The sequence below is a fragment of the Klebsiella planticola genome, assembly GCF_000783935.2.
Classification (GTDB): Bacteria; Pseudomonadota; Gammaproteobacteria; order Enterobacterales; family Enterobacteriaceae; genus Klebsiella; species Klebsiella planticola.
Genome location: NZ_CP026047.1, coordinates 2,483,786 through 2,507,396, shown reverse-complemented (window position 1 = coordinate 2,507,396; position 23,611 = coordinate 2,483,786). Strand labels below are relative to the sequence as shown.

The 23,611-nt window shown below is 55.9% G+C and carries 23 protein-coding genes and 1 other annotated feature; of the genes, 7 read left to right on the top strand and 16 right to left on the bottom strand.

Going from position 1 to position 23,611, the window contains the following annotated elements:
* Positions 1–41 precede the first annotated feature (41 nt).
* Both mog and tal read right to left on the bottom strand, forming a co-directional pair.
* Positions 42–629, bottom strand: coding sequence for a molybdopterin adenylyltransferase (gene mog, locus MC50_RS12165; RefSeq protein ID WP_032689545.1), 588 nt, complete (start codon positions 627–629; stop codon positions 42–44).
* Between the two features lie 110 nt (positions 630–739).
* Positions 740–1,693 (bottom strand): transaldolase, encoded by a 954-nt coding sequence (gene tal, locus MC50_RS12160; RefSeq protein WP_004857701.1) that lies wholly within the window; start codon positions 1,691–1,693, stop codon positions 740–742.
* 204 nt (positions 1,694–1,897) lie between these two features.
* Between tal and MC50_RS12155 the strand changes: the two genes are divergently transcribed.
* A complete protein-coding gene (locus MC50_RS12155) occupies positions 1,898–3,328 on the top strand; it encodes an alanine/glycine:cation symporter family protein (protein ID WP_032698195.1) in 1,431 nt (476 codons plus the stop codon).
* 77 nt (positions 3,329–3,405) lie between these two features.
* Positions 3,406–4,182 (top strand): peroxide stress protein YaaA, encoded by a 777-nt coding sequence (gene yaaA / locus MC50_RS12150; RefSeq protein WP_032698197.1) that lies wholly within the window; start codon positions 3,406–3,408, stop codon positions 4,180–4,182.
* A gap of 41 nt (positions 4,183–4,223) precedes the next feature.
* On the opposite strand, the gene MC50_RS12145 is transcribed toward yaaA, so the two are convergent.
* The 7 genes from MC50_RS12145 to yjjY all read right to left on the bottom strand — a co-directional run bounded on the left by MC50_RS12145 (position 4,224) and on the right by yjjY (position 11,007).
* Positions 4,224–4,511, bottom strand: coding sequence for a DUF2502 domain-containing protein (locus MC50_RS12145; RefSeq protein WP_032697231.1), 288 nt, complete (start codon positions 4,509–4,511; stop codon positions 4,224–4,226).
* Positions 4,512–4,737: 226 nt separating this feature from the next.
* Entirely contained in the window at positions 4,738–6,024 is a 1,287-nt protein-coding gene (thrC, locus tag MC50_RS12140; protein ID WP_047663999.1) for a threonine synthase, read from the bottom strand.
* 3 nt (positions 6,025–6,027) lie between these two features.
* Complete coding sequence (gene thrB, locus MC50_RS12135; protein ID WP_047663997.1) at positions 6,028–6,957, bottom strand: homoserine kinase; 930 nt, start codon at positions 6,955–6,957, stop codon at positions 6,028–6,030.
* A gap of 1 nt (position 6,958) precedes the next feature.
* A complete protein-coding gene (gene thrA, locus MC50_RS12130) occupies positions 6,959–9,421 on the bottom strand; it encodes a bifunctional aspartate kinase/homoserine dehydrogenase I (protein ID WP_032689551.1) in 2,463 nt (820 codons plus the stop codon).
* 25 nt (positions 9,422–9,446) lie between these two features.
* Positions 9,447–9,564 (bottom strand) — a sequence feature (Thr leader region).
* Positions 9,503–9,571 (bottom strand): thr operon leader peptide, encoded by a 69-nt coding sequence (gene thrL, locus MC50_RS12125; RefSeq protein ID WP_071824685.1) that lies wholly within the window; start codon positions 9,569–9,571, stop codon positions 9,503–9,505. Its footprint overlaps the feature before it by 62 nt.
* Before the next feature lie 212 nt (positions 9,572–9,783).
* The gene (locus MC50_RS12120) at positions 9,784–10,470 is read right to left on the bottom strand and encodes a tRNA/rRNA methyltransferase (RefSeq protein WP_032689552.1); all 687 of its coding nucleotides are present in this window, start codon (positions 10,468–10,470) and stop codon (positions 9,784–9,786) included.
* Between the two features lie 396 nt (positions 10,471–10,866).
* Positions 10,867–11,007: a YjjY family protein gene (gene yjjY, locus MC50_RS12110; RefSeq protein WP_049268126.1), complete on the bottom strand. Its 141-nt coding sequence runs from the start codon at positions 11,005–11,007 to the stop codon at positions 10,867–10,869.
* Positions 11,008–11,102: 95 nt separating this feature from the next.
* Between yjjY and arcA the strand changes: the two genes are divergently transcribed.
* A complete protein-coding gene (arcA, locus tag MC50_RS12105) occupies positions 11,103–11,819 on the top strand; it encodes a two-component system response regulator ArcA (RefSeq protein WP_002887843.1) in 717 nt (238 codons plus the stop codon).
* An 87-nt stretch (positions 11,820–11,906) separates the two neighbouring features.
* Here arcA and creA read toward each other — a convergent pair whose 3' ends face one another.
* Positions 11,907–12,380: a protein CreA gene (gene creA / locus MC50_RS12100; protein WP_004857687.1), complete on the bottom strand. Its 474-nt coding sequence runs from the start codon at positions 12,378–12,380 to the stop codon at positions 11,907–11,909.
* 213 nt (positions 12,381–12,593) lie between these two features.
* On the opposite strand from creA, the gene robA reads away from it, so the two are divergent.
* Positions 12,594–13,463, top strand: coding sequence for an MDR efflux pump AcrAB transcriptional activator RobA (gene robA / locus MC50_RS12095; protein WP_004857685.1), 870 nt, complete (start codon positions 12,594–12,596; stop codon positions 13,461–13,463).
* Here robA and gpmB read toward each other — a convergent pair.
* Entirely contained in the window at positions 13,460–14,107 is a 648-nt protein-coding gene (gene gpmB / locus MC50_RS12090) for a 2,3-diphosphoglycerate-dependent phosphoglycerate mutase GpmB (RefSeq protein WP_046853115.1), read from the bottom strand. The two genes, robA and gpmB, sit on opposite strands and share 4 nt — an antisense overlap.
* Positions 14,108–14,220: 113 nt before the next feature.
* Between gpmB and yjjX the strand changes: the two genes are divergently transcribed.
* Entirely contained in the window at positions 14,221–14,736 is a 516-nt protein-coding gene (gene yjjX, locus MC50_RS12085) for an inosine/xanthosine triphosphatase (protein WP_032689554.1), read from the top strand.
* Here the strand turns inward: yjjX and trpR are convergent.
* Both trpR and sltY read right to left on the bottom strand, forming a co-directional pair.
* Positions 14,723–15,049: a trp operon repressor gene (gene trpR, locus MC50_RS12080; RefSeq protein WP_015585187.1), complete on the bottom strand. Its 327-nt coding sequence runs from the start codon at positions 15,047–15,049 to the stop codon at positions 14,723–14,725. The two genes, yjjX and trpR, sit on opposite strands and share 14 nt — an antisense overlap.
* Positions 15,050–15,202: 153 nt before the next feature.
* Positions 15,203–17,140 carry a murein transglycosylase gene (gene sltY, locus MC50_RS12075; protein WP_047663988.1) on the bottom strand — a complete coding sequence of 646 codons (1,938 nt, stop codon included), beginning with the start codon at positions 17,138–17,140 and terminating at the stop codon, positions 15,203–15,205.
* A gap of 233 nt (positions 17,141–17,373) precedes the next feature.
* On the opposite strand from sltY, the gene ettA reads away from it, so the two are divergent.
* On the top strand, positions 17,374–19,041 hold the full coding sequence (gene ettA / locus MC50_RS12070; protein WP_032689558.1) for an energy-dependent translational throttle protein EttA: 1,668 nt from the start codon (positions 17,374–17,376) through the stop codon (positions 19,039–19,041).
* Positions 19,042–19,109: 68 nt separating this feature from the next.
* On the opposite strand, the gene nadR is transcribed toward ettA, so the two are convergent.
* From nadR to serB, 3 genes are all read right to left on the bottom strand, one after another.
* Positions 19,110–20,342, bottom strand: a complete 1,233-nt coding sequence (gene nadR / locus MC50_RS12065) for a multifunctional transcriptional regulator/nicotinamide-nucleotide adenylyltransferase/ribosylnicotinamide kinase NadR (protein ID WP_032689559.1) — start codon at positions 20,340–20,342, stop codon at positions 19,110–19,112.
* Between the two features lie 148 nt (positions 20,343–20,490).
* Positions 20,491–21,873: a DNA repair protein RadA gene (gene radA, locus MC50_RS12060; RefSeq protein ID WP_047663985.1), complete on the bottom strand. Its 1,383-nt coding sequence runs from the start codon at positions 21,871–21,873 to the stop codon at positions 20,491–20,493.
* Between the two features lie 10 nt (positions 21,874–21,883).
* A complete protein-coding gene (serB, locus tag MC50_RS12055; RefSeq protein WP_004857669.1) occupies positions 21,884–22,855 on the bottom strand; it encodes a phosphoserine phosphatase in 972 nt (323 codons plus the stop codon).
* Between the two features lie 103 nt (positions 22,856–22,958).
* Between serB and MC50_RS12045 the strand changes: the two genes are divergently transcribed.
* On the top strand, positions 22,959–23,600 hold the full coding sequence (locus MC50_RS12045) for a YtjB family periplasmic protein (protein ID WP_032689562.1): 642 nt from the start codon (positions 22,959–22,961) through the stop codon (positions 23,598–23,600).
* Positions 23,601–23,611 lie beyond the last annotated feature (11 nt).

Below are 23,611 nucleotides of genomic sequence, written 5' to 3'. Positions count from 1 at the left end.
ACACCACCGACAATGCAGGTTATGTCAGGAAAGCATCAAATTCAGGATAAAGTTTCGCGTCTCGCGCTTTTTGGGCGAAAAGCCGCTACAACTTCCGCGTTCGTCTCCACATACGGCCCCTCCAGCAGCTGTACACAATAAGGTACACTTGCGAAGATCCCGTGCACCAGAACCTTGCCGTCCGCATCTTTAACGCCTTCAAGGGTTTCCTGAATGGCTTTCGGCTGGCCCGGCAGATTCAAAATCAGCGCCTGCTTGCGGATAACGCCAACCTGACGAGAAAGGATAGCCGTCGGAACGAAGTGTAGGCTAACCTGGCGCATTTGCTCACCAAACCCCGGCATAACGCGGTCAGCTACGGCCAGGGTGGCATCCGGCGTCACGTCGCGTCGGGCAGGACCGGTCCCGCCGGTAGTCAACACCAGATGGCAAGCCATCTCGTCAACCAGCTCACACAGCGTTTGTTCGATAATCACCTGTTCGTCAGGGATCAGACGGGTCTCGAGCTCAAAGGGGGTCGTCAGCGCACGCGCCAGCCACTCTTCAAGTGCCGGGATGCCTTTATCCTGATAGACGCCGCTGGAGGCGCGATCGGAGATGGAAACTAAGCCGATTCGTAAGGTATTCATCGTTATTCCGTTCAAACTGTACAATTAGACGGAATGATACACGCTGGAAGGAAATACAGACAGAGTTCAGGAGAAGTAGCGTGACCGGGAGCCCGGCCACGCCCAAATGATTACAGCAGGTCGCCGATCATTTTTTCCAGTTTTTCCTGGTCGATAGCAAACTTACGGATACCTTCCGCCAGCTTGTCCACCGCCATCGGATCCTGGTTGTGCTGCCACAGGAACTGGGCTTCGGTGATGCGTTCCGGACGTGCTTTCACTTCGCCGCTGAACGCCAGTTTACGTTCGATAGCCCCTTCGCTTTCCGCCAGCTCTTTCAACAGAGCCGGAGCGATAGTCAGGCGATCGCAGCCAGCCAGCTCAAGGATTTCACCGACGTTACGGAAGCTTGCGCCCATTACGACAGTTTCATAACCGTGCTGCTTGTAGTACTCGTAAATCTCACTGACGGAAACGACGCCCGGATCTTCAGCCGGCGCGTACTCTTTCTTATCGGTGTTCGCTTTGTACCAGTCGAGAATACGGCCAACGAACGGAGAGATCAGGAATACACCCGCCTCAGCACAAGCGCGAGCCTGAGCGAAGGAGAACAGCAGAGTCAGGTTACAGTTGATGCCTTCTTTTTCCAGCTGCTCGGCGGCGCAAATACCCTGCCAGGTCGAAGCCAGTTTAATCAGAATGCGATCGTTGCCGATGCCCGCATCGTTGTACAGTTTGATGATGCGCTTCGCTTTCGCGATAGATGCCTGGGTGTCATAGGAGAGGCGCGCGTCAACTTCGGTCGAAATACGGCCTGGAATCAGCTTAAGAATTTCGAGACCAATGTTCACCGCCAGCTTATCGGAAGCATCGATAATCTGCTGAGCGCGATCGCTGCTCTGGCCGCGGGCCCACTCGACAGCGTCATCAATCAGCTTACGGTACTCAGGAATCTGAGCCGCACCGAGAATCAAAGAAGGGTTAGTCGTGGCATCCTGAGGCTGATACAGCTTCATTGCCGCAATATCTCCGGTATCAGCTACGACAGTGGTGTACTGACGCAGAGAAGTCAATTTATCCGTCATGATAGTGTTTCTCTTAAACAGCAGTTAAGGGGATGTAACCGGTCTGCCAAGATGATAACACGCTGCATGTTCAGCGCAACTGCGGACCATGCAAGAGCGCAGAGTGTGATAAACTGGATGAATTAATTCTCTGAAAGCTAAGGGATTGTCACTTGAATTGGTAACGCTTACACTAGCGTTCCGGCATGGACAAGAGGATGGTTAATGCCTGATTTTTTCTCTTTTATCAATGAAATACTCTGGGGCTCGGTAATGATTTATCTGTTACTGGGCGCCGGCATCTGGTTTACCTGGCGAACAAAATTCATTCAGTTTCGTTATGTCCGCCAGTTTGGGAAAAGTCTAAAGAAAAGCCTCCAGCCTCAGCCCGGCGGGTTAACCTCTTTCCAGGCCCTGTGCACCAGCCTCGCAGCGCGCGTGGGCAGCGGCAACCTGGTCGGTGTCGCGCTGGCTATCTCCGCCGGCGGACCCGGCGCCGTCTTCTGGATGTGGGTTTCTGCGCTGCTCGGCATGGCCAGCAGCTTTGCCGAATGTTCTCTTGCCCAGCTCTACAAAGAACGCGATGCCCACGGGCAATTTCGCGGCGGCCCGGCCTGGTATATGTCACGGGGTTTAGGAATGCGCTGGATGGGCATCGTGTTTTCTATCCTGCTCCTGCTGGCCTATGGGGTTATTTTTAACACCGTGCAGGCCAACTCCATCGCGAATGCGATGACCTATGCCTTTGACCTTCCTGCTATCGTTACCGGCTGCGTACTGGCACTGGTGATCCTGCTGGTTATCGTACGGGGTTTGCGGGGCGTGGCGAAGCTATTGCAGTGGATTGTGCCGCTGATGGCTCTGCTTTGGGTGACCACCAGCCTGCTGATTGGCCTCTGGCACATTACGGCGCTGCCGGCCATTTTCGAGTCCATTTTCCGCAGTGCGTTCGGCTGGCAGGAGGCCGCCGCCGGCGCAGTGGGCTATACCATCAGCCAGGCGCTCACCAGTGGCTTTCAGCGCGGTATGTTCTCGAACGAAGCGGGGATGGGGTCAACGCCTAACGCCGCGGCGGCAGCGGCTTCCTGGCCTCCGCATCCGGCTGCGCAGGGGATCGTGCAAATGATTGGCGTCCTCATCGATACGATAGTTATCTGCACCGCCAGCGCCGTCATCATCATGCTGGCGCCGCTGGACGAGGCGGAAGATGCCGTGAATGGTATCCAGAGTATCCAGCATGCCATGACATCACTGGTCGGCGGCTGGGGGGCGGGATTCGTGGCAATCGTCGTGCTGCTCTTTGCCTTCAGTTCTATCGTCGCAAACTACATCTATGCTGAAAATAACCTGATATTTCTACGTATTAACAGCCCTCGTCATATCTGGGCGCTGCGGATCCTCACCCTGGTCATGGTCATCACCGGCGCGCTGGTCGGTTTGCCGGTTGTCTGGCAACTGGCGGATACCATCATGGCGCTGATGGCCATCACTAACCTGACCGCTATTTTACTGCTGTCGCCTACGGTACGGATCCTGGCCAGTGATTATCTCAACCAGCGACGGCTGGGCGTGCGGCCGACCTTTGACGCCACGCGCTACCCGGAAATTAACCAGCAGCTGGCGCCAGGTGCCTGGGATGAGCTGCCGCGTGAATAGCGCGGCAATCGCAGCTATCGATCCCACCGCGGTGTTTTTTTGTTAAAGTCACGGAAAATCCCCTGCAAGGACCGGATATGCTGATTCTTATTTCACCTGCCAAAACACTCGACTACCAAAGCCCGCTGGCCACAGCACGCTACACCCAGCCTGAGCTGCTGGAATATTCCCAGGAGCTCATCGGCGTCGCGCGCCGGCTATCGGCGCCGCAGATCGGCAAACTGATGAGCATCAGCGATAAGCTGGCGGATCTGAATGCGACCCGCTTTCATGACTGGCACCCGGACTTCACGCCGCAAAACGCGCGCCAGGCGATTCTGGCTTTTAAAGGCGATGTTTATACCGGACTGCAGGCGGAAAGCCTCAGCGAAGACGATTTCGATTTTGCTCAACGGCATTTGCGTATGCTTTCCGGCCTCTACGGCGTGCTGCGCCCGCTGGATCTGATGCAGCCCTATCGCCTGGAAATGGGAATTAAGCTGGAAAATAGCAGAGGCAAAGATCTCTACCAGTTCTGGGGCGAAGTGATTACCGATAAACTCAATCAGGCGCTGAAAGCCCAGGGCGACGATATCGTGATTAACCTGGCTTCTGACGAATACTTCCGGTCGGTGAAGACAAAACAGTTGCAGGGTAGAATCATTAAGCCCGTGTTCCTCGATGAGAAAAACGGTCAGTTTAAAGTGATCAGTTTCTATGCCAAAAAGGCGCGCGGGTTAATGAGCCGCTATATCATTGAAAACCGTTTAACCCAGCCTGAGCAGCTAACCCGTTTCAACAGCGAAGGCTATTTCTTCGACGCCGAAGCCTCCGCTAAGAAAGATGAGATGGTCTTTAAACGTCACGAACGCTAATCCCCTTCCCGGCCGCCCTCGCGGCGACCGGGACGGAAGATTTAGTGATGGCGCCAGTCACGATCCGGGCCGCGGCCACGATCGTGGTCATCATGATGATCATGGCGATGTTCATCATGTGCGCGCCAGTGGTTATCGCGCCAGTCGTAATGACGGCCCCACCATTCGTGGTCGCGCCAATGACCGCCGTCCCAGTAGTTACCGTAATTGTCGCGATCGCCAATTTGCAGTTTGACTGCCGGCACCAGCGTTATTTCCGATGCGTGGACCACCGCAGGAGCCACCAGCGACATCGAAAGCGCAAGGATCACAGACTTCAGCGTTGACATAGGTTTCCCCTTCATTAACAGTCCCCGCACGGGGGCGATAACCAAAGATTACCCCTGAGCAACACCGCGGGTTATTCTCCGCAATCCTAATCTTTGCCTCCCGGCATTTATTGGTAATTCATCCATTTTCCCTGCCTTTTTTCTGCATAATTCCTCCTTTTTCGCCGATAAAAAAGCCGGGCGTTGAGGCCCGGCCTGAGAACATCATACGGCGATAAAAGTCCCGTTATGCTTTGCCTATCATCAGCTGGCGCAGCGCGGCAAAATCCGCCGGCAGATTATGCGACAGCAGCGGCAGGTCAGCGCGATCGGCCAGCTCTTTCGGCAGCGGCAGCGTCTGCTGAAGGATCTCCTCGACGCTCTCCTTGAACTTCGCCGGGTGCGCGGTACCGAGGAACAGACCGTATTCGCCCGGCTGCAGCTGGTCGCGCAGCGCGCGCCAGGCGATGGCCGCGTGCGGCTCTGAGGTGTAGCCAATGGCTTTCAGCTCGCGCATCGCCTGTTTGGTGGTTTCATCGTCCACGGCTGCATAGCCCAGCTCGTTCAGACGCCAGACTTTGCGACGGAACAGCTCTTCCACGCGCGACCAGTTGTTCGGCTGACTGACATCCATCGCGTTAGACAGCGTCGCCTGGGTCGCTTTCGGCGCCCAGTTGCCGTCCTGCAGGAAGCGCGGCACGGTATCATTGGCGTTGGTGGCGGCAATAAAGCGCTTAATCGGCAGACCTAAAGACTTCGCCAGCAGACCGGCGGTCAGATCGCCAAAGTTCCCGCTCGGCACGGAAATGACCAGCTGGTTGCGGGCTTCCTGCGGCAGCTGCGCGACCGCTTCGAAGTAATAGCAAATCTGCGCCAGCAGACGGCTGATATTGATGGAATTCGCCGAGTTCAGGCCCAGAGCGACCTTCAGTTCTTCATCGTCAAAAGCCTGTTTTACCAGCGCCTGACAGGCATCGAAGTCGCCATCAATCGCCACGGTTTCAATGTTGCCACCCAGGGTGCAGAACAGTTTTTCCTGCAGCGGGCTGATCTTGCCGCGCGGATACAGAATAACGACTTTGACATTCGGCAGGCCGTAAAACGCATGCGCCACTGCCGCGCCGGTATCCCCGGAGGTGGCGGTCAGAATCGTCACCGGTTTGTCGCCGGCGATATGAGTCAGCATCTGCGCCATAAAGCGCCCGCCGAAATCCTTAAACGCCAGCGTCGGGCCGTGGAACAGCTCCAGACAGCCGATATCATCCTGCACCTTGCTGACCGGAGCCGGGAAGGTGAAAGCGGCAGCGATGCGCTCTTTGAGGATCTCCTGCGGGATCTCGTCGCCAATAAAGGCCGACAGAATTCTGGCGCTACGGGAGGCCAAATCCATCTCCAGCATATCGTCAATTTCAGTCAGGCTAAATTCCGGCAGGTCGTGCGGAAAGAACAGCCCCTGTTGCTTGCCAAGCCCCTGCGTCACGGCCTGCGCAAAGCTGACCTGTTCGTTATGATCTTTTAAATTATAGAGTTTCATTGGTTATCCCACTACTCGTGCGCCCGCCGTATCCAGCCGGCAAATATGAACGAAGCCTTCCTGATTCTGCAGATAATGCGTGCCCAGCCAGTCCGCAACGCGCTGCGCGGTTTCCGGCTTATCGCACAGCGCAAACAGCGTCGGGCCAGAGCCTGAGATGCCGCACGCCTGCGCACCGATCTCCATCGCCGCCTGATGCGCTTCGCTGAAGCCCGGCAGCAGTTTGGTGCGATACGGTTCGGCAATCACATCTTTCATCAATTTCGCTGCCAGCTGCGGCTGGCGGGTGTAGCAGGCATGAATAAAGCCCGCCAGATGACGACCGTGAGCGATACAGTCCTGGCGGCGATACTGCGCCGGGAGGATGGCACGCGCTTCCGCCGTCGAAACTTTAATTCCCGGATAAGCCAGTACCCACAGCCATTCGTCGAAACCCGGAACCTGCTGGCTGATGATGCCATTCTCTTCAATCATCAGCTGCATGCCGCCCAGGTAGCAGGGCGCAACGTTGTCATAGTGGATACTGCCGGAAATACGCCCTTCCATCTCCCCCATCAGCGCCAGCATACGCATCTCATTCAGCGGCTTACCGCAGAATTCATTCATCGCCACCAGCGCGGCGACGACAGAGCAGGCGCTGGAACCGAGCCCGGAACCAATCGGCATATTTTTTTCCAGCACCATCGACACCGGAACTTTTTTGCCGATCTCCTGGCAGAAACGCTCCCAGCACTGGTAAACAATGTTCTCCTGCGGCACGGAGGGCAGCTTGCTGGCAAAGCGGCCAACGTTTTGCAGGCTGAAGCTGTCCGCCGCCTCGACCGAAACGTTGTCCCCCAGCAGGGTGCCATCGACCGGCGTTACCGCCGCGCCCAGCACATCAAACCCGACGCTCATATTGGCACTGGAAGCCGGGGCATATACTTTGACCATCTTAAACTCCTAACTTCCATGACAGGGTGCGCAACAGGTCAGCAAACACACCGGCCGCCGTGACGTCGTTACCTGCACCATAGCCGCGCAGCACCAGCGGCAGCGGCTGATAATAATGGCTGTAAAAGGCCAGGGCGTTTTCACCATTTTTCACTTTGTACAGCGGGTCGTTACCGTCAACGGCGGCAATTTTCACGCGACAGGTCCCATCCTCTTCGATGTTACCGACGTAACGCAAGACTTTACCTTCATCACGTGCCTGGGCAACCCGGGAGGCAAACTCGTTATCCAGCGAAGGCAAGCGCGCCATAAAGCTCTCAACGTCGCCGCTGGCATCAAATTGTGCAGGCAGTACCGGTTCGACGACAATGTCAGACAGCTCCAGCTCACGGCCGGTTTCACGGGCCAGAATCAGCAGCTTGCGCGCAACATCGACGCCTGAAAGGTCGTCTCGCGGATCCGGTTCGGTATAGCCCATCTCGCGCGCCAGCGTTGTTGCCTCAGAGAGATTCATTCCCTCATCCAGCTTACCGAAAATAAACGACAGGGAGCCGGAAAGAATACCGGAGAAGTGCAGCAGCTCATCGCCGGCGTTCAGCAGGTTTTGCAGATTTTCAATTACCGGCAGACCGGCGCCAACGTTGGTGTCGTAGAGGAATTTACGTCGCGAACTGCTGGCGGCATGGCGCAGCTGATGGTAGTAATCCAGCGAAGAGGTATTGGCCTTTTTGTTCGGCGTCACCACGTGGAAACCTTCGCGCAGGAAATCGGCGTACTGATCGGCGACCGCCTGGCTGGAGGTACAGTCGACGATAACCGGGTTCAGCAGATGGTACTCCTTGACCAGGCGAATCAGACGGCCCAGGTTCAACGACTCTTTCGCTTCGGCCAGTTCCGCGCGCCAGTTCTCGAGATTCAACCCGTGCACGTTAGTCAGCAGGGCCTGTGAATTCGCCACGCCGCAGACGCGCAGGTCGATATGTTTGTTCTTCAGCCAGCCCTGCTGACGCTTGATCTGTTCAATCAGCGCGCCGCCGACACCGCCGACGCCGATAACAAAGACCTCAATGACCTGATCGGTGTTGAACAGCATCTGATGGGTCACGCGCACCCCGGTGGTCGCATCATCATTGCTGACCACCACGGAGATAGAACGCTCAGAAGAGCCCTGGGCAATCGCCACGATATTGATATTAGCGCGGGCCAGCGCGGCGAAGAACTTCGCCGAGATGCCGCGCAGCGTGCGCATACCGTCGCCCACCACGGAGATAATCGCCAGACGATCCATGATCGATAGCGGCTCCAGCTGGCCCTCTTTCAGCTCCAGATAGAACTCATCTTCCATTACCCGTTTTGCGCGCGCGCAGTCGCTCTGCGGTACGCAGAAACTGATGCTGTATTCCGATGACGACTGGGTAATCAGCACAACCGAAATTCCGGCGCGGGACATGGTGGCAAACACGCGAGCGGCCATACCGACCATGCCTTTCATCCCCGGGCCGGAGACGTTGAACATCGCCATATTATTGAGGTTGGAGATGCCTTTGACCGGCAGACCGTCTTCATCAAGGCTGGCGCCGATCAGCGTACCTGGCGCCTGCGGATTACCGGTATTCTTGATCAGGCAGGGAATCTGGAACTGAGCGATAGGAGCAATGGTGCGCGGATGCAGAACTTTCGCCCCGAAGTAGGATAGCTCCATCGCTTCCTGATATGACATCGACTTCAGCAGACGCGCATCGGGAACCTGACGCGGGTCGCAGGTATATACCCCATCGACGTCGGTCCAGATTTCACAACAGTCGGCGCGCAGGCAGGCGGCCAGCACGGCAGCAGAGTAGTCTGAGCCATTGCGTCCCAGCACCACCAGTTCCCCTTTTTCGTTACCGGCGGTAAACCCGGCCATCAGCACCATATGGTCGGATGGAATATGGCTGGCGGTAATGCGGCGGGTCGATTCAGCGATATCGACAGTGGATTCGAGGTAATGGCCAACGGCCAGCAGTTTTTCGACGGGGTTAATCACGCTAACTTTGTGACCGCGTGCTTCCAGCAGCCCCGCCATCACGGCGATAGACAGCTTCTCGCCGCGGCAAATCAGCGCGGCGTTGACGCTATCGGGGCACTGACCAAGCAGGCTGATACCGTGCAACACGTGTTTAATCTGGGCAAACTCTTGCGCGACAAAGGCTTTCAGCTGTGCCAGCGGGAACCCCGGTTGCGCGTCGGCGAGGCCCTGCAGCAGTTCAGCAAAAATGCGTTCAGCGTCGGAGATATTGGTGAGCGCGTCCTGGCCGCCGATGGTTTTTTCAATCATTGCGACCAGATGGTTGGTAATTTTCGCCGGGGCAGACAGGACGGTTGCTACCTGCCCCTGCCTGGCATTGCTCTCCAGAATATCGGCAACCCGCAGAAAACGTTCTGCATTTGCCACTGATGTACCGCCGAACTTCAACACGCGCATGGTTGTTACCCCTAGATTTTTTGTCGAAAAAAAAGCCCGCACTGTTCAGGTGCGGGCTTTTTTCTGTGTTTCCTGTACGCGTCAGCCCGCACCGTTACCTGTGGTAATGGTGATGGTGATAATGGTTGTCATCATGCTGATGCGTTTCATGGATGTTGTGTACTCTGTAATTTTTATCTGTCTGTGTCCTGTGCCTATATTGGTTAAAGTATCTGCCGGTTTAAGTCAACGAATTTTTACATTTCACCCGTTTCACTGCAGCGGGTCAATGCGCCACAATGACCTGACAATTCACCTGAATTTGCGATACACCGCGCTTGATGCTGGCAGATATAACCATACTTAAAACTTATATCAGAACTTTACTCTGGCAGGTTTTTTTCAATGTCATGCAGTAATCGGTGCAACATTGCCGTGTCTCGCTGCTCTAAAAGCCCAATTCGCTGTTGGAGCCAGTCGGTCAGTTTGAGGTCTTCAGCCACGCCCAGTCGGGTCAATAAATCGAGCGCCCGCAGACGCAATGCCTGCAACTGATTTTCATCGACGCTGGCAGAAACGGCCGACGCCTGCTGAACCAGGGTACTCAATTGATAGCAATAGACCATCACCGACTGCCCTAAGTTAAGCGAAGGATAGTCGGCCACCATCGGCACGCCTGTCAGCACATCGGCAAGAGCCAGCTCTTCGTTAGTAAGTCCGGAATCTTCCCGACCAAAGACCAGCGCCGCATGGTTCATCCACCCGGCTTTCTCCGCCATCAGCGGCAGCAGCTGCTGCGGCGTGGCGTAGTAATGGAAACGCGCCCGGCTACGGGCCGTGGTCGCCACGGTAAAGTCAACGTCATGCAGCGCCTGTTCCAGCGTTGGATAAGTGCTTATGTTATCGAGAATATCTCCGGAACCATGCGCAACCCAACGCGCCGCAGGCTGAAGGTGGGCATCGCTGTCAACGATACGCAGGTCGCGAAAACCCATCGTTTTCATCGCGCGTGCCGCCGCGCCAACGTTTTCTGCCCTGGCCGGGGCGACTAATACAATAGATACGTGCATGCTGGCTCTCTTCTACTCTCTCACGCGGCGAAAATGAAAATTATCCCCATTTTACGCGGCGAAAATTTACAAATTTGCAACAAAAATCACTAAAATTGCGCGTTATTACCCATAAAAAAGCCTAAACTGTTTCCAACGAACCACGGGACGGAGTATGTTAACAGAACGCATTTATCCATATGTTTGCCAATGATATTTGTCGCAACCGCGCTGAACGTTCATTGGATTCAACATGTTTATCAATTTACCAGCGCAACCATTTGAGCAGTGTAAGATTTGTGACTATAAATAGCATTTCAATGCAATGATTTCACAAGACTGTTAACGTGCTACAATTGAATTTGATATATGTCAACGAAGCGTAGTTTTATGGGGTGTTCAGCCTCTCTTAGCCTGTTATATTGCTGTTAAAATGGTTAGGATGACAGCCGTTTTTGACACCGTCGGGTCCAGAGGGAAAGTACCCACGACCAAGCTAATGATGTTGTTGACGTTGATGGAAAGTGCATCAAGAACGCAATTACGTACTTTAGTCATGTTACGCCGGGCATGTTAATTTGCGACATGTACCAGGCAGGTCAGGGACTTTGGTACTTCCTGTTTCGATTTAGTTGGCAATTTAGGTAGCAAACATGCAGACCCCGCACATTCTTATCGTTGAAGACGAGTTGGTAACACGCAACACGTTAAAAAGTATTTTCGAAGCAGAAGGTTATGATGTGTTCGAAGCGACCGATGGCGCGGAAATGCATCAGATCCTGTCTGAAAATGATATCAACCTGGTGATTATGGATATCAACCTGCCAGGTAAAAATGGTCTCCTGTTAGCGCGTGAACTGCGTGAACAGGCTGACGTCGCGCTGATGTTCCTGACCGGCCGCGATAACGAAGTTGATAAGATTCTGGGCCTCGAAATCGGCGCTGATGACTATATCACTAAACCGTTCAACCCTCGTGAACTGACCATTCGCGCACGTAACCTCCTCTCCCGTACCATGAATCTGGGTACCGTGAGCGAAGAGCGTCGCAGCGTAGAAAGCTACAAGTTCAACGGCTGGGAACTGGATATCAATAGCCGTTCGCTGGTCAGCCCGAATGGTGAGCAGTACAAGCTGCCGCGCAGTGAATTCCGCGCGATGCTGCACTTCTGCGAAAACCCGGGCAAGATCCAGTCACGTGCTGAACTGCTGAAGAAAATGACCGGCCGTGAGCTTAAGCCGCACGACCGTACCGTTGACGTGACCATCCGTCGCATTCGTAAGCATTTCGAGTCTACTCCGGATACTCCGGAAATCATCGCCACGATTCACGGCGAAGGTTATCGCTTCTGCGGCGACCTGCAGGAATAACATTCGTTTTCCTGCTCCCGCAACGTAAAAACGGCGCTTAATGCGCCGTTTTTTTTATGTGCGAATCGGATGCTACGATGCGCCGCGTTATTTATTCCACGGCATGATAGGCACGGCGCTGAGCGCATTCTTCGGTGAACCGTCAACGACTTTATCCGAATAGCTCAGGTAGATCAGCGCATTACGTTTGCTATCGTAAAAACGGACCACCTGCAGCTTTTTAAACACCAGCGAAGTACGTTTCTGGAAAACCACGTCGCCCTGCGACTTACCGTTTTTGATTTTATCGTTCAGTTCGATCGGCCCTACCTGCTGGCAAGAAATCGCCGCATCTGACGTATCTTCCGCCAGACCCAGACCGCCCTTAATCCCGCCGGTTTTCGCCCGGCTGATATAGCACGTCACGTTCTGCACATCCGGATCGTCGAAGGCCTCAACGACGATTTTATGATCAGGACCAAAGAATTTGAATACGGTATCTACGGAGCCAATTTGTTCCGCCTGTGCCACCTGACATCCCGCCAGTAAAAGCAGCCCCGCAACTAACCTCTTGTATTTCATATTGTTACCATTTTCTTAAAATTTTGCTGAGCGATGATTATAGACTCAGCGGAAAAGGTTTATAGATCACAGCGTTACCAAAACAGCTAAAAAACCTGCTGACAAATCGCATTTATAAGCAAAAAAAACACTGAATGCTAAAACATCAAAAAATGCTATTATCCGCTACCTTACTTAGTAGCAGGCACCTGAGTTTAAGGATGAGGACATTTTATGGATCAAGCAGGGATTATTCGCGATCTCCTTAGCTGGCTGGAAGGTCACCTGGATCAACCGCTCTCACTAGATAATGTGGCAGCCAAGGCCGGTTATTCCAAGTGGCATTTGCAAAGAATGTTTAAAGACGTGACCGGCCAAGCCATCGGTGCCTATATTCGCGCTCGCCGTTTATCAAAATCAGCGGTCGCCCTGCGCCTGACCGCCCGCCCGATTCTCGACATTGCGCTACAGTATCGTTTTGACTCGCAGCAGACCTTCACCCGCGCGTTTAAAAAGCAGTTTTCGTTAACGCCGGCGCTGTACCGCCGCTCTCCTGACTGGAGCTCTTACGGGATGCGTCCCCCGCTGCGCCTGGGTGAATTCACGATGCCGCAGCATGAGTTCGTCACCCTGAGCAATACCCAGCTGATTGGCATCACTCAGAGCTACACCTGCAAGCTGGAGGAAATCTCCGACTTCCGTAACCAGATGCGCGTTCAGTTCTGGCGTGATTTCCTCGGCAATTCACCGTCGATTCCGCCCACGCTGTACGGTCTGCACGAACCGCGTCCTAGTCTCGAGAAAGATGACGAGCAAGAGGTCTTCTACACCACTGCGCTGACGCCGGAGATGGCCAACGGCCACCTGCACAACTCCCATCCGATCATTCTGGAAGGCGGCGAGTATGTGATGTTCACTTATGAAGGGTTAGGAAGCGGACTGCAGGAGTTTATCCTGACGGTGTACGGCACCTGCATGCCAATGCTGAACCTTACCCGCCGCAAAGGTCTGGATATCGAACGCTTCTTCCCTGAGGATGAAAGCCGGGATCAAGAAACGCCGATTCAGCTGCGTTGCGAATACCTGATCCCGATTCGTCGTTAACGCTGTAGTTCATCCATCGCGGGGGCGTCAAGATGCGACACATCCCCCGCGGTTTCCACGACCCAGCCCGATGCCAGCCACAGACTCTTCTGATAATCAACGCGAGAAATTGAGCAGTTACGCAGACGCAGGCGGCGTTCCGCGTGTGCCGGCAGCCCCAGAATCGTACTGACCAGACAGCCCAGCGCAATACCGTGGCTCACCAGCAGCGGCCGGCTTCCGGCAGGCAGTTCCAGGCAGGACGCCAGTGCCGCGTGCATACGCTCGCTCAGCTCCAGCATCGACTCCCCCTGTGGGATACGGCCGTCCGGGGTCCCATCAACCAACCGGCGACGCCACTCTTCTTCTTCCTCGCTCAGCGAGTCGATATGACGTTTTTCAAGAACCCCCATATCCAGCTCACGCAGCCGTGAATCAAGGATGACATCGCAACCGCAGGCTTCCGCGATAATCTCTGCCGTCCGGCGCGTGCGCCCCAAATCGCTGGCAATGATATGCGTAATGCCCAGCGTTCTGGCACGTTCGCCGACCTGCCAGGCCTGGCGCTCGCCGTGAGGGGTTAACGGGCTGTCTGACTGGCCCTGAATGCGCCGCTCGGCGTTCCACTGCGTTTCGCCATGGCGAACAAGGTGTACCTGTAACATGCTATTTTTCCGTTCTGTGCTCTTCACAATTTCGGTTGCCGGCGTCGCGCGCTGCAACGAAAACGATTTGGAGTATACTGCGATGACGTAAATTTATTCTGAGTTGTTTGATTATGCACCATGTTGTCTCAGCTACCACTAATCCCGCCAAAATTCAGGCAATTCTACAGGCTTTTAACGAGATCTTCGGCGAAGGATCCTGCCACATTGAGTCCGTCTCCGTCGAGAGTGGCGTGCCGGAACAGCCGTTTGGTAACGAGGAAACGCGTGCTGGCGCACGAAACAGGGTCGCCAATGCGCGCGCCGTGCAGCCAAATGCCGACTTCTGGGTCGCCATTGAAGCTGGGATCGACGAAGGCAGCACTTTTAGCTGGGTAGTGATTGAGGATCATCATCAGCGCGGCGAAGCGCGCTCGGCGACGCTGCCGCTGCCGGCGGTGATTCTGGAAAAAGTGCGTGCCGGGGAAGCGCTAGGGCCGGTGATGTCACAGCATACCGGCATCGATGAAATTGGCCGTAAAGAAGGGGCTATCGGCGTCTTTACCGCCGGGAAGCTCACGCGCAGCAGCGTCTACCACCAGGCGGTAGTACTGGCATTAAGCCCGTTCCATAACCTTATTTACCGTTAAGCAGCGCCTGCTCCAGCCACTGTCGCAGCTCGGGTGGCGCGGATTTCAGACTGTTAGAACCACGGGTAATGGTGGCAATCCCGGCGCCGAGCTCGCTTTTGAGCTCGCGCTGGCTCATCTCGCCACGCAGCAACTCTTCAATGATCCGTACGCGCGTGCCCAGCGCCTCGCGCTCGTCGGGCGTCAGCATTAATTGCAGCAATGGCAGATGCAGATCGTCGGCGTACGCCTGCTGGAGTAACGCCACAAAGCGAAGCCATTCCTGATGACGCTGTTCGGCTACAGCCGCTGAATAAGGGGATTGTTGGGTCATGTTACGCCGCCATGTTGAGACAGGCGACCAAGGCCGCCTGTCGAATGTACTCATTAACGAGTACAAAGCATAACATACTCCGGTCAATACTCTATGGGTTTCGCGTCACAGCGCGGCGTTCAGCCCGTTTTGTCCCGCGCAATCCGCTGAGTATCAGTAACGCTGCTGCCACTCTGCATCGCTCAGCATGGGGGCTTTCTGCCCCATAAAGTAACGGTAATAGGCATCGTAGGAGAGCACGTTCTTCACATAACCCCGCGTTTCCGAGAACGGGATACTCTCGATAAATGCCACCGCATCGATTCGCCCGGCGCTATTGCCCTGCCAGGTCCGAACCCGCCCCGGACCGGCGTTGTAGGCCGCGGAAGCATAGATGCGGTTATTGCCAAACTGCTGGTAAACATACTGCAGATAGCTGGTGCCGATATTGATATTGGTCGCGGGATCCAGCAGCTGCGACGGGCTGCTGTAGCCAGGGATACTGAACATACTCACCGTATGGGTCGCCGTACCCGGCATGATTTGCATCAGGCCGCTGGCGCCAACCGGAGAGCGGACTTTCGGGTTCCACGCGCTCTCCTGGCGAGCAATCGCCATCGCATAGCTCTGCGGGATAGCTTTGCCGCTGATATAGCGCGCGAAGAGATCGTTGTAGGCCAGCGGGAAGCGTTCTTCCAGCTGGTCCCACAGCTTCCCGGCGATAGTCGCCTGAACGCTGAGATCCCACCAGTGCTGGTTGAATGCATAGCGCGCCAGCTGCGCCTGCTGATCTTTCGTCCGGCTGGTCACCAGATTTGCCCATTCGCTGCGGGCGGTGTTGTCCATATTCCAGTACATCAACTCGCGTACCCGGGCCATTTCCGGCCCGGAGGTCAGCGCAGGATCGAGATTCTCTGGCGCTTTATCGATCCGGAAGGTGAAATCCTCTCCCAGACGCTGAGCGGCAATCATCGGGTAGAACCCGCGCTGCTGCATCAACGAACGGAGAATCGCTTTTGCTTCGTCGTCACGCCCGCGCTCCAGCAGCAGATCCGCCTGCCAATAGCGCCACTCATCTTTCTCTTTCGCTTCCATCGGCAGGCGCGCCAGCCAGGTATTCAACCCGTGGCGGTCCCCGGCGCCCAGCGCCATTCGCACCCGGCGCTCTACTAGCGCAGTGGATTGCGAGCGCATAATAGCGTCATCGCGCCAGACGGCCTGCTCTTCGGTCACATCGTTGCCCATCAGGCGCCAGGCAACGATATCCCGCAGCTCCTGGGTTTGATCTTCATTCAGCTTCTGTGCCTGCACCAATGACGGAATCATCAGCCGGGCGTTTTCGACATCCTGGCGCGCCACGCTGGCGAAGGCCACCGCCGCCATCTGGCGGGTGAAGTCCGTCGCCCCGGTGGTGCGGGCGAAGGTCATCACGGTATTCGGATCGTTTGCCAGCGCCACCACCGCTGACGAAATCGTCTGGTATTCAGGCGGCATCTGCTGCGCCAGCACGCTGACCAGGCCGGTGTTACCCGCCTTCATCGCCAGGCGGATACGCTCAAGATATGCCAACGGATCCTGCTTGCCGGAAGAACGCCAGGCGCTAAACAGCGCATCGCAGGCATTAGGCTGGCTTTTACCGCTCAGCCACAGCGTTTTCGCGCCGTCCCAGGCTTCCTGCGCCTGGCCCACGCTCAGCTTCGCATAGTAGTAATTACATTGCGCTTCGGTGCTGGCGGGTTTTTCCGGGCTAAACGCCAGCAGTCCGCTCCAGTCGGTACGCCGCGCCAGCTCGTTAACAAAGCGCGATTTCAGGGTGCGCGCCGGCGGCAGCGTCGGGTTCGCTTCAATGAAGTTTTTCACCACCAGCGTCGGCTGGTTCATCAGATCGTCGGTGATCTGCCGGTATTGAAGATAGGGGTACAGCGGATAGGTGGTCAGCGTAGGCATAAGCTGTTCGACAACGGACATCTGCCGGCTATCCCATGCCTGCTTAATTTGAGCGTAGCGGCTGCGCTGTTCATCCAGTGAATCCGCATGTGCCAACTGGCTGAGCGTCAGCAGACTCACGCTGGCCGCCAGAAGACGCCATGCCATCGTTTTGGCTTTTTCCACAAGCTCTTCCTCTGTTAAAAGTACATCTCACTACATCAGAGCAGCATCATGCCGCTTTTTAAATGTCCCAGTGTCGCTATAGATATGCTAACCAGACAACGCCAAACGTGCCACGTCCTGGACATTTTTTTACTCTTCTGTGAATCCCATCGCCTCTCTGGGCTTAACGCGTGAAAAAGGCTACACTTCGCCTTTGAAAACTATTCATCAAAATAAAAGAGGCGAAGTCCACCGTGGCTCAATTCGTTTATACCATGCATCGTGTCGGCAAAGTGGTTCCGCCGAAACGTCATATTTTGAAAAATATCTCCCTGAGCTTCTTCCCTGGCGCGAAGATCGGCGTTCTCGGTCTGAACGGTGCCGGTAAATCTACCCTGTTACGTATTATGGCCGGCATCGATACCGACATCGAAGGCGAAGCCCGCCCGCAGCCTGGCCTGAAAATTGGCTATCTGCCGCAGGAACCGCAGCTGAACCCGGAGCAGACCGTACGTGAGTCGGTAGAAGAAGCGGTAGCCGAAGTGGTTAACGCGCTGAAAGGCCTGGATGAGGTGTATGCCAAATACGCTGAGCCAGACGCCGACTTCGATAAACTCGCGGCGCAGCAGGGCAAGTTTGAAGAGATCATTCAGGCTCACGACGGCCATAACCTGAACGTGCAGCTGGAACGTGCGGCCGATGCCCTGCGTCTGCCGGACTGGGATGCGAAAATCGCCAACCTGTCCGGTGGTGAACGCCGCCGCGTAGCGCTGTGCCGCCTGCTGCTGGAAAAACCAGACATGCTGCTGCTCGACGAACCGACCAACCACCTGGATGCTGAATCCGTGGCCTGGCTGGAACGTTTCCTGCACGACTTCGAAGGGACCGTCGTGGCGATTACCCACGACCGTTACTTCCTCGATAACGTGGCCGGCTGGATCCTCGAACTGGACCGCGGCGAAGGGATTCCGTGGGAAGGCAACTACTCCTCCTGGCTGGAGCAGAAAGATCAGCGTCTGGCGCAGGAAGCCTCTCAGGAAGCGGCGCGCCGCAAATCCATCGAGAAAGAGCTGGAGTGGGTACGCCAGGGCGCGAAAGGCCGTCAGTCTAAGGGCAAAGCCCGTCTGGCGCGCTTTGAAGAGCTTAACAACGTTGAATACCAGAAGCGTAACGAAACCAACGAACTGTTTATTCCGCCTGGAGCCCGTCTGGGGGATAAAGTGGTTGAAGTCAGCAACCTGCGTAAGTCTTACGGCGACCGCGTGCTGATTGACGATCTGACCTTCTCGGTACCGAAAGGGGCAATCGTCGGGATTATCGGGCCTAACGGCGCCGGTAAATCGACCCTGTTCCGCATGATGTCCGGTCAGGAACAGCCTGATGCCGGTTCTATCACCCTGGGTGAAACCGTGAAGCTGGCTTCCGTCGATCAGTTCCGCGACGCGATGGATAACAGCAAAACCGTCTGGGAAGAAGTCTCCGGCGGGCTGGATATCATGAAGATCGGCAACACCGAAATGCCTAGCCGCGCCTACGTCGGTCGCTTTAACTTTAAAGGCGTCGACCAGGGTAAACGCGTGGGCGAACTTTCCGGCGGTGAGCGCGGTCGTCTGCACCTCGCTAAGCTGCTGCAGGTTGGCGGTAACGTGCTGCTGCTCGATGAACCGACCAACGACCTGGATATCGAAACCCTGCGCGCGTTAGAAAACGCCCTGCTGGAGTTCCCGGGATGTGCGATGGTTATCTCGCATGACCGTTGGTTCCTCGACCGTATCGCGACCCACATTCTGGATTACCAGGATGAAGGTAAAGTCGAATTCTTCGAAGGTAACTTCACCGAGTACGAAGAGTACAAGAAACGCACCCTCGGCGCCGATGCGCTGGAGCCAAAGCGTATCAAGTACAAGCGTATTGCGAAGTAATAAAAACGGGTGGCCCAGGCCACCCGTTTTTTTATGCTCAGCGCGCGCCAGAACTCCTCTGGCGGTGGTTAGCCCGGCTCCCCCATCAGCTGCTTGACCAGATCAACGCAGCGCAGAAAGCGCGTGTCGTAATCCGACTCTTTCACATGCACAAAGTCGATCTCATTTTCTTTGAGCAGCGACACCAGCAGCGTCTGGAACTCCTTGCGATCCACCGAACTGCCGAGGCTACGTAAACCATCGGCCACCCACGGGGTATTGTTCTCCAGCAGAATCACCAGATCAAAACGGTACTCATCGATCAGCGCCTGCACGAAGGGATGTTCACGCCCTTCATACTTCAGGCAAAAGGCCTGGGTGCTGACGAAATCGGTGTCGATAAACGCCACCTTATTGGCATATTTAACCGCAAAATCAATATACTGCGCGTGGCCAAGCGCAATTTTGTCATAGTCGGAATACTGTAGCGCCATCTCATCGCCGCCGAGGTGCGAGAAGACGTAATCGCGACCATACTCCCAGGCGCTGGTGGTGTTAAAGATATTCGCGAGCTTATTGACCAGCGTCGATTTCCCGCTCGATTCGCCGCCAAGAATCGCCACCGTACGCACGAAGAACGGTTTCACTTCCGTCGGGATGTACTCCCAGTAGCGGAACGGGTTTTCACGGATCTGTCCGCCGCTGATGCTCATAAAGGTTCGTTTCGGATCGATCAGCACGGTTTCGATCGCCAGATGCTGCAGATATTGCTGCGCATCCGCCTCTTCCGAGGTGTAGATCCAGTTCGGCTGGATCCCTTTATCGCTCATAAATGCGCGGATCCCGCGGCTCCAGACGTCCCAGCCGTGGGGATAAGGTTCCATCCCCTCTTCATTAAACGCATGAATACGGATATTTTTCTGATATTTGAAGGTTTGCAGCAGCCAGCGCAGACGATCGGATACCGTCGGCTGTTGCGACATCGCGCTGTCTTCAAACAGCTGACGATCGCGCGTATCGTCGTAACCCATGATGATATGCAGCTCATCCACCTGGCTACAGGCGCGCTGAATCAGATAGATATGTCCGGTGTGCAGCGGATAGAACTTACCAAATACCACGCCGACGCTCTTTTGCCGACGCGGGAATTCCAGGCCAAGAAAACGGTGCAGGGCTTCCAGCTTCTGCGCGCTTGGGCTTTTGATTTTGGCATTCAGCAGCTGGCTCAAATAGCCTTTGGTCATTCCGCTGGCTTCCGCGACCTGTTGCAGCGTACAGCCCTTTTGCTTAATCGCGGTTTTGAGATAGTCGAAAGATGACACAAGAGCCTCCTGCTTTAGCAAAACTGAAGAAATACCCTGTTGGTTACGGGAAGCAGGCGGGCGAAGCCCGATGAACGGAAGCAACTCAGCCATTCATACGGCCCCACGCGGCCAGCCCTCTGCCGCCGAACAGGCGGCGGGTATTTAATTATAAGTCGTCAAACACGCTTAGCGCGTCTGAAAGCTTTTTCACACCAAAGATTTGCATCCCTTCTGGTGCTTTTTTCGGCACGTTGGCTGCCGGGACGATGGCGCGACGAAAACCATGTTTCGCCGCCTCGGAGATGCGCTCCTGGCCGCTGGGCACCGGACGGATTTCGCCGGACAGCCCCACTTCACCAAACACCACCAGATCGTGCGGCAGCGGACGATCGCGCAGACTGGAAACCATCGCCAGCAGCAGCGCCAGGTCGGCGCTGGTTTCCGCTACCTTCACCCCGCCGACGACGTTAACAAAAACGTCCTGATCGGCCATCTGCAGGCCGCCGTGACGGTGCAGTACCGCCAGCAAAATCGCCAGGCGATTCTGCTCCAGCCCTACCGCGACGCGACGCGGGTTAGACATCATTGAATGATCGACCAGCGCCTGAATCTCCACCAGCAGAGGACGGGTGCCTTCCCAGACCACCATCACCGAGCTGCCGGAAGTCACTTCATCGCCGCGGCTGAGAAAAATCGCCGAAGGGTTACTGATTTCACGCAGCCCCTGCTCGGTCATCGCGAACACCCCCAGCTCATTCACCGCGCCAAAGCGGTTTTTATGGCTGCGCAGGGTACGAAAGCGAGAATCGGCATCGCCATCCAGCAGCACCGAGCAGTCAATACAGTGCTCCAGCACCTTTGGCCCGGCCAGCGAGCCATCTTTGGTCACATGACCGACCATGATGATCGCGACATCGCGCGTTTTCGCAAAACGGGTCAGATAAGCCGCCGTTTCGCGTACCTGGGCGACGCTGCCAGGCGACGACTGAATGTCAGCCATATGCATCACCTGGATCGAGTCGATAACCATCAGCTGCGGCTTTTCGTCATCGGCTATCTGGCAGATTTGTTCAATGCTGGTCTCGGAGAGCATGTTGAGATTAGCGGTCGGCAGCCCCAGGCGATGAGCGCGCATCGCCACCTGCTGCAACGACTCTTCCCCGGTGACGTACAGCGTTTTCATGTTTTCCGACAGGCGGCACAGCGTCTGCAGCAGCAGCGTCGATTTACCCGCCCCCGGACTGCCGCCAATCAGAATGGCGCTGCCCGGCACCACGCCACCGCCGAGCACGCGGTCAAACTCTTTAAAACCGGTGGAGAAACGTGGTAGCGCCTCAAGGCTGATCTCCGACAGCTTTTGCACCTTCGACGCGCCGGCATTCCCGGCGTAGCCCGTCAGACGCTCGTTTCTCGCCACCTGCGGCGAAGCGGCAATACGCACCTCGGTGATGGTATTCCAGGCATGACAGGCGCTGCACTGCCCCTGCCAGCGCGGGTAATCCGCACCACATTCATTACAGACAAATGCGCGTTTTGGAGCTTTCGCCACGTGTTACCTCTTACTTTTGATTCATGCTGCCTGAGAGAATACAGAAGACTCCCATCAGGTCAGCGTGACGGATCGTCACTTCCGCCTGCTCATTCACTTTTGGCTTAGCATGATACGCGATCCCCAGCCCCGCCGCTTTGATCATCGGAAGATCGTTGGCGCCATCGCCGATCGCCACGGTCTGCGCCGGCGGGATTGCATATTTTTCCGCCAGTTTTCGCAGCGTGGCGGCTTTATATTTGGCATCGACAATATCGCCAATGACGTTTCCGGTCAGCTTGCCGTCCATAATCTCCAGCTCATTAGCGACCACGGCGTCAAGATGCAGCTTGTCGCGCAGGTATTCGGCGAAGAAGGTGAATCCGCCGGAGGCAATCGCGACTTTCCAGCCCAGCGTCTCCAGCTTCAGCACCAGCTGCGCCAGCCCCGGCATCAGCGGTAGCGATTCACGTACCTGCAGCAGAATATTGGCATCGGCATCTTTCAACGTCGCCACCCGCTGACGCAGGCTGGCGGTGAAGTCCAGCTCACCGCGCATCGCCCGTTCGGTCACTTCCGACACCATTTCGCCGGTTCCGGCCAGTTTGGCGATTTCGTCAATGCACTCGATTTGAATCGCCGTGGAGTCCATATCCATCACCAGCAGCCCAGGCGTGCGCAGATGCGGGATTTTCCCCAGCGGGGCGACATCCAGCCCCGCTTCGTGCGCCAGCCGGGTTGCCCGCAGCGTCAGAGAGCCCGCCAGACGAATAACCTGATAATCTTCGACAACCCAGGAGGCAACGATAACCAGCGCCGCTCCCAGCTCACGCTGCCAGGCCGTCAGCCGGCGTTTATCAAGGCCGCGCCCGTAGAGCAGCCAGCCGCTGCGTCCGGCATGATAATCCAGCGGCATGACCTCATCACCGCTCAGCGAAAGCGGTAATCCAGGCCACAGGGAAACATCTTCGGGCAGATCGCACCAGGTCAAACTGTTTGGCATTACGGCTCCACATTTCTTTATTCAGGCCAGGAAAATAACGCATGAGGCTACCTTGTAACCAGCGCTTCTGGCAACATTAAGCTGTAAATATTAAAGGTGGAATATGGTACGCGCAAAACTGAAATTCCGACTGCATCGCGCCGTCATTGTTCTTATCTGCCTCGCGCTTCTCGTTGCCCTGATGCAGGGAGCGTCGTGGTTCAGCCAGAACAGCCAAAAGCAACGTAATCCACAGTTAGAAGAACTGGCTCGCACCCTTGCGCAGCAGGTTACGCTGAATCTGGCGCCAATGATGCGCAGCGAGACCCCTGATGAAAAACGAATCGGTGAGCTGCTGGAGCTGCTGACCCGCCAGAGCCGGGTCCTCGATGCCGGAGTCTATGATGACCAGGGCGATCTGGTCGCTCGCTCGGGCGAAGGGGTCAACGTGCGCGACAGGCTGGCGCTGGACGGCAAAAAAGCGGGCGGTTACTTCAATCAGCAGATCGTAGAGCCGATTCAGGGTAAAAACGGGCCGCTGGGCTACCTGCGCCTGACGCTGGATACCCATACGTTAGCCACCGAGGCGAAACAGGTGGATAATACCACCAATATTTTACGTCTGATGCTGCTGCTGTCACTGGCTATCGGCGTGGTGCTGACCCGCACGCTGCTGCAGGGCAAGCGCACCCGCTGGCAGCAATCGCCCTTCCTGCTCACCGCCAATAAGCCGGTGCAGGACGAAGACAAAGATGAATCAGAATAAGGAAATCGCTG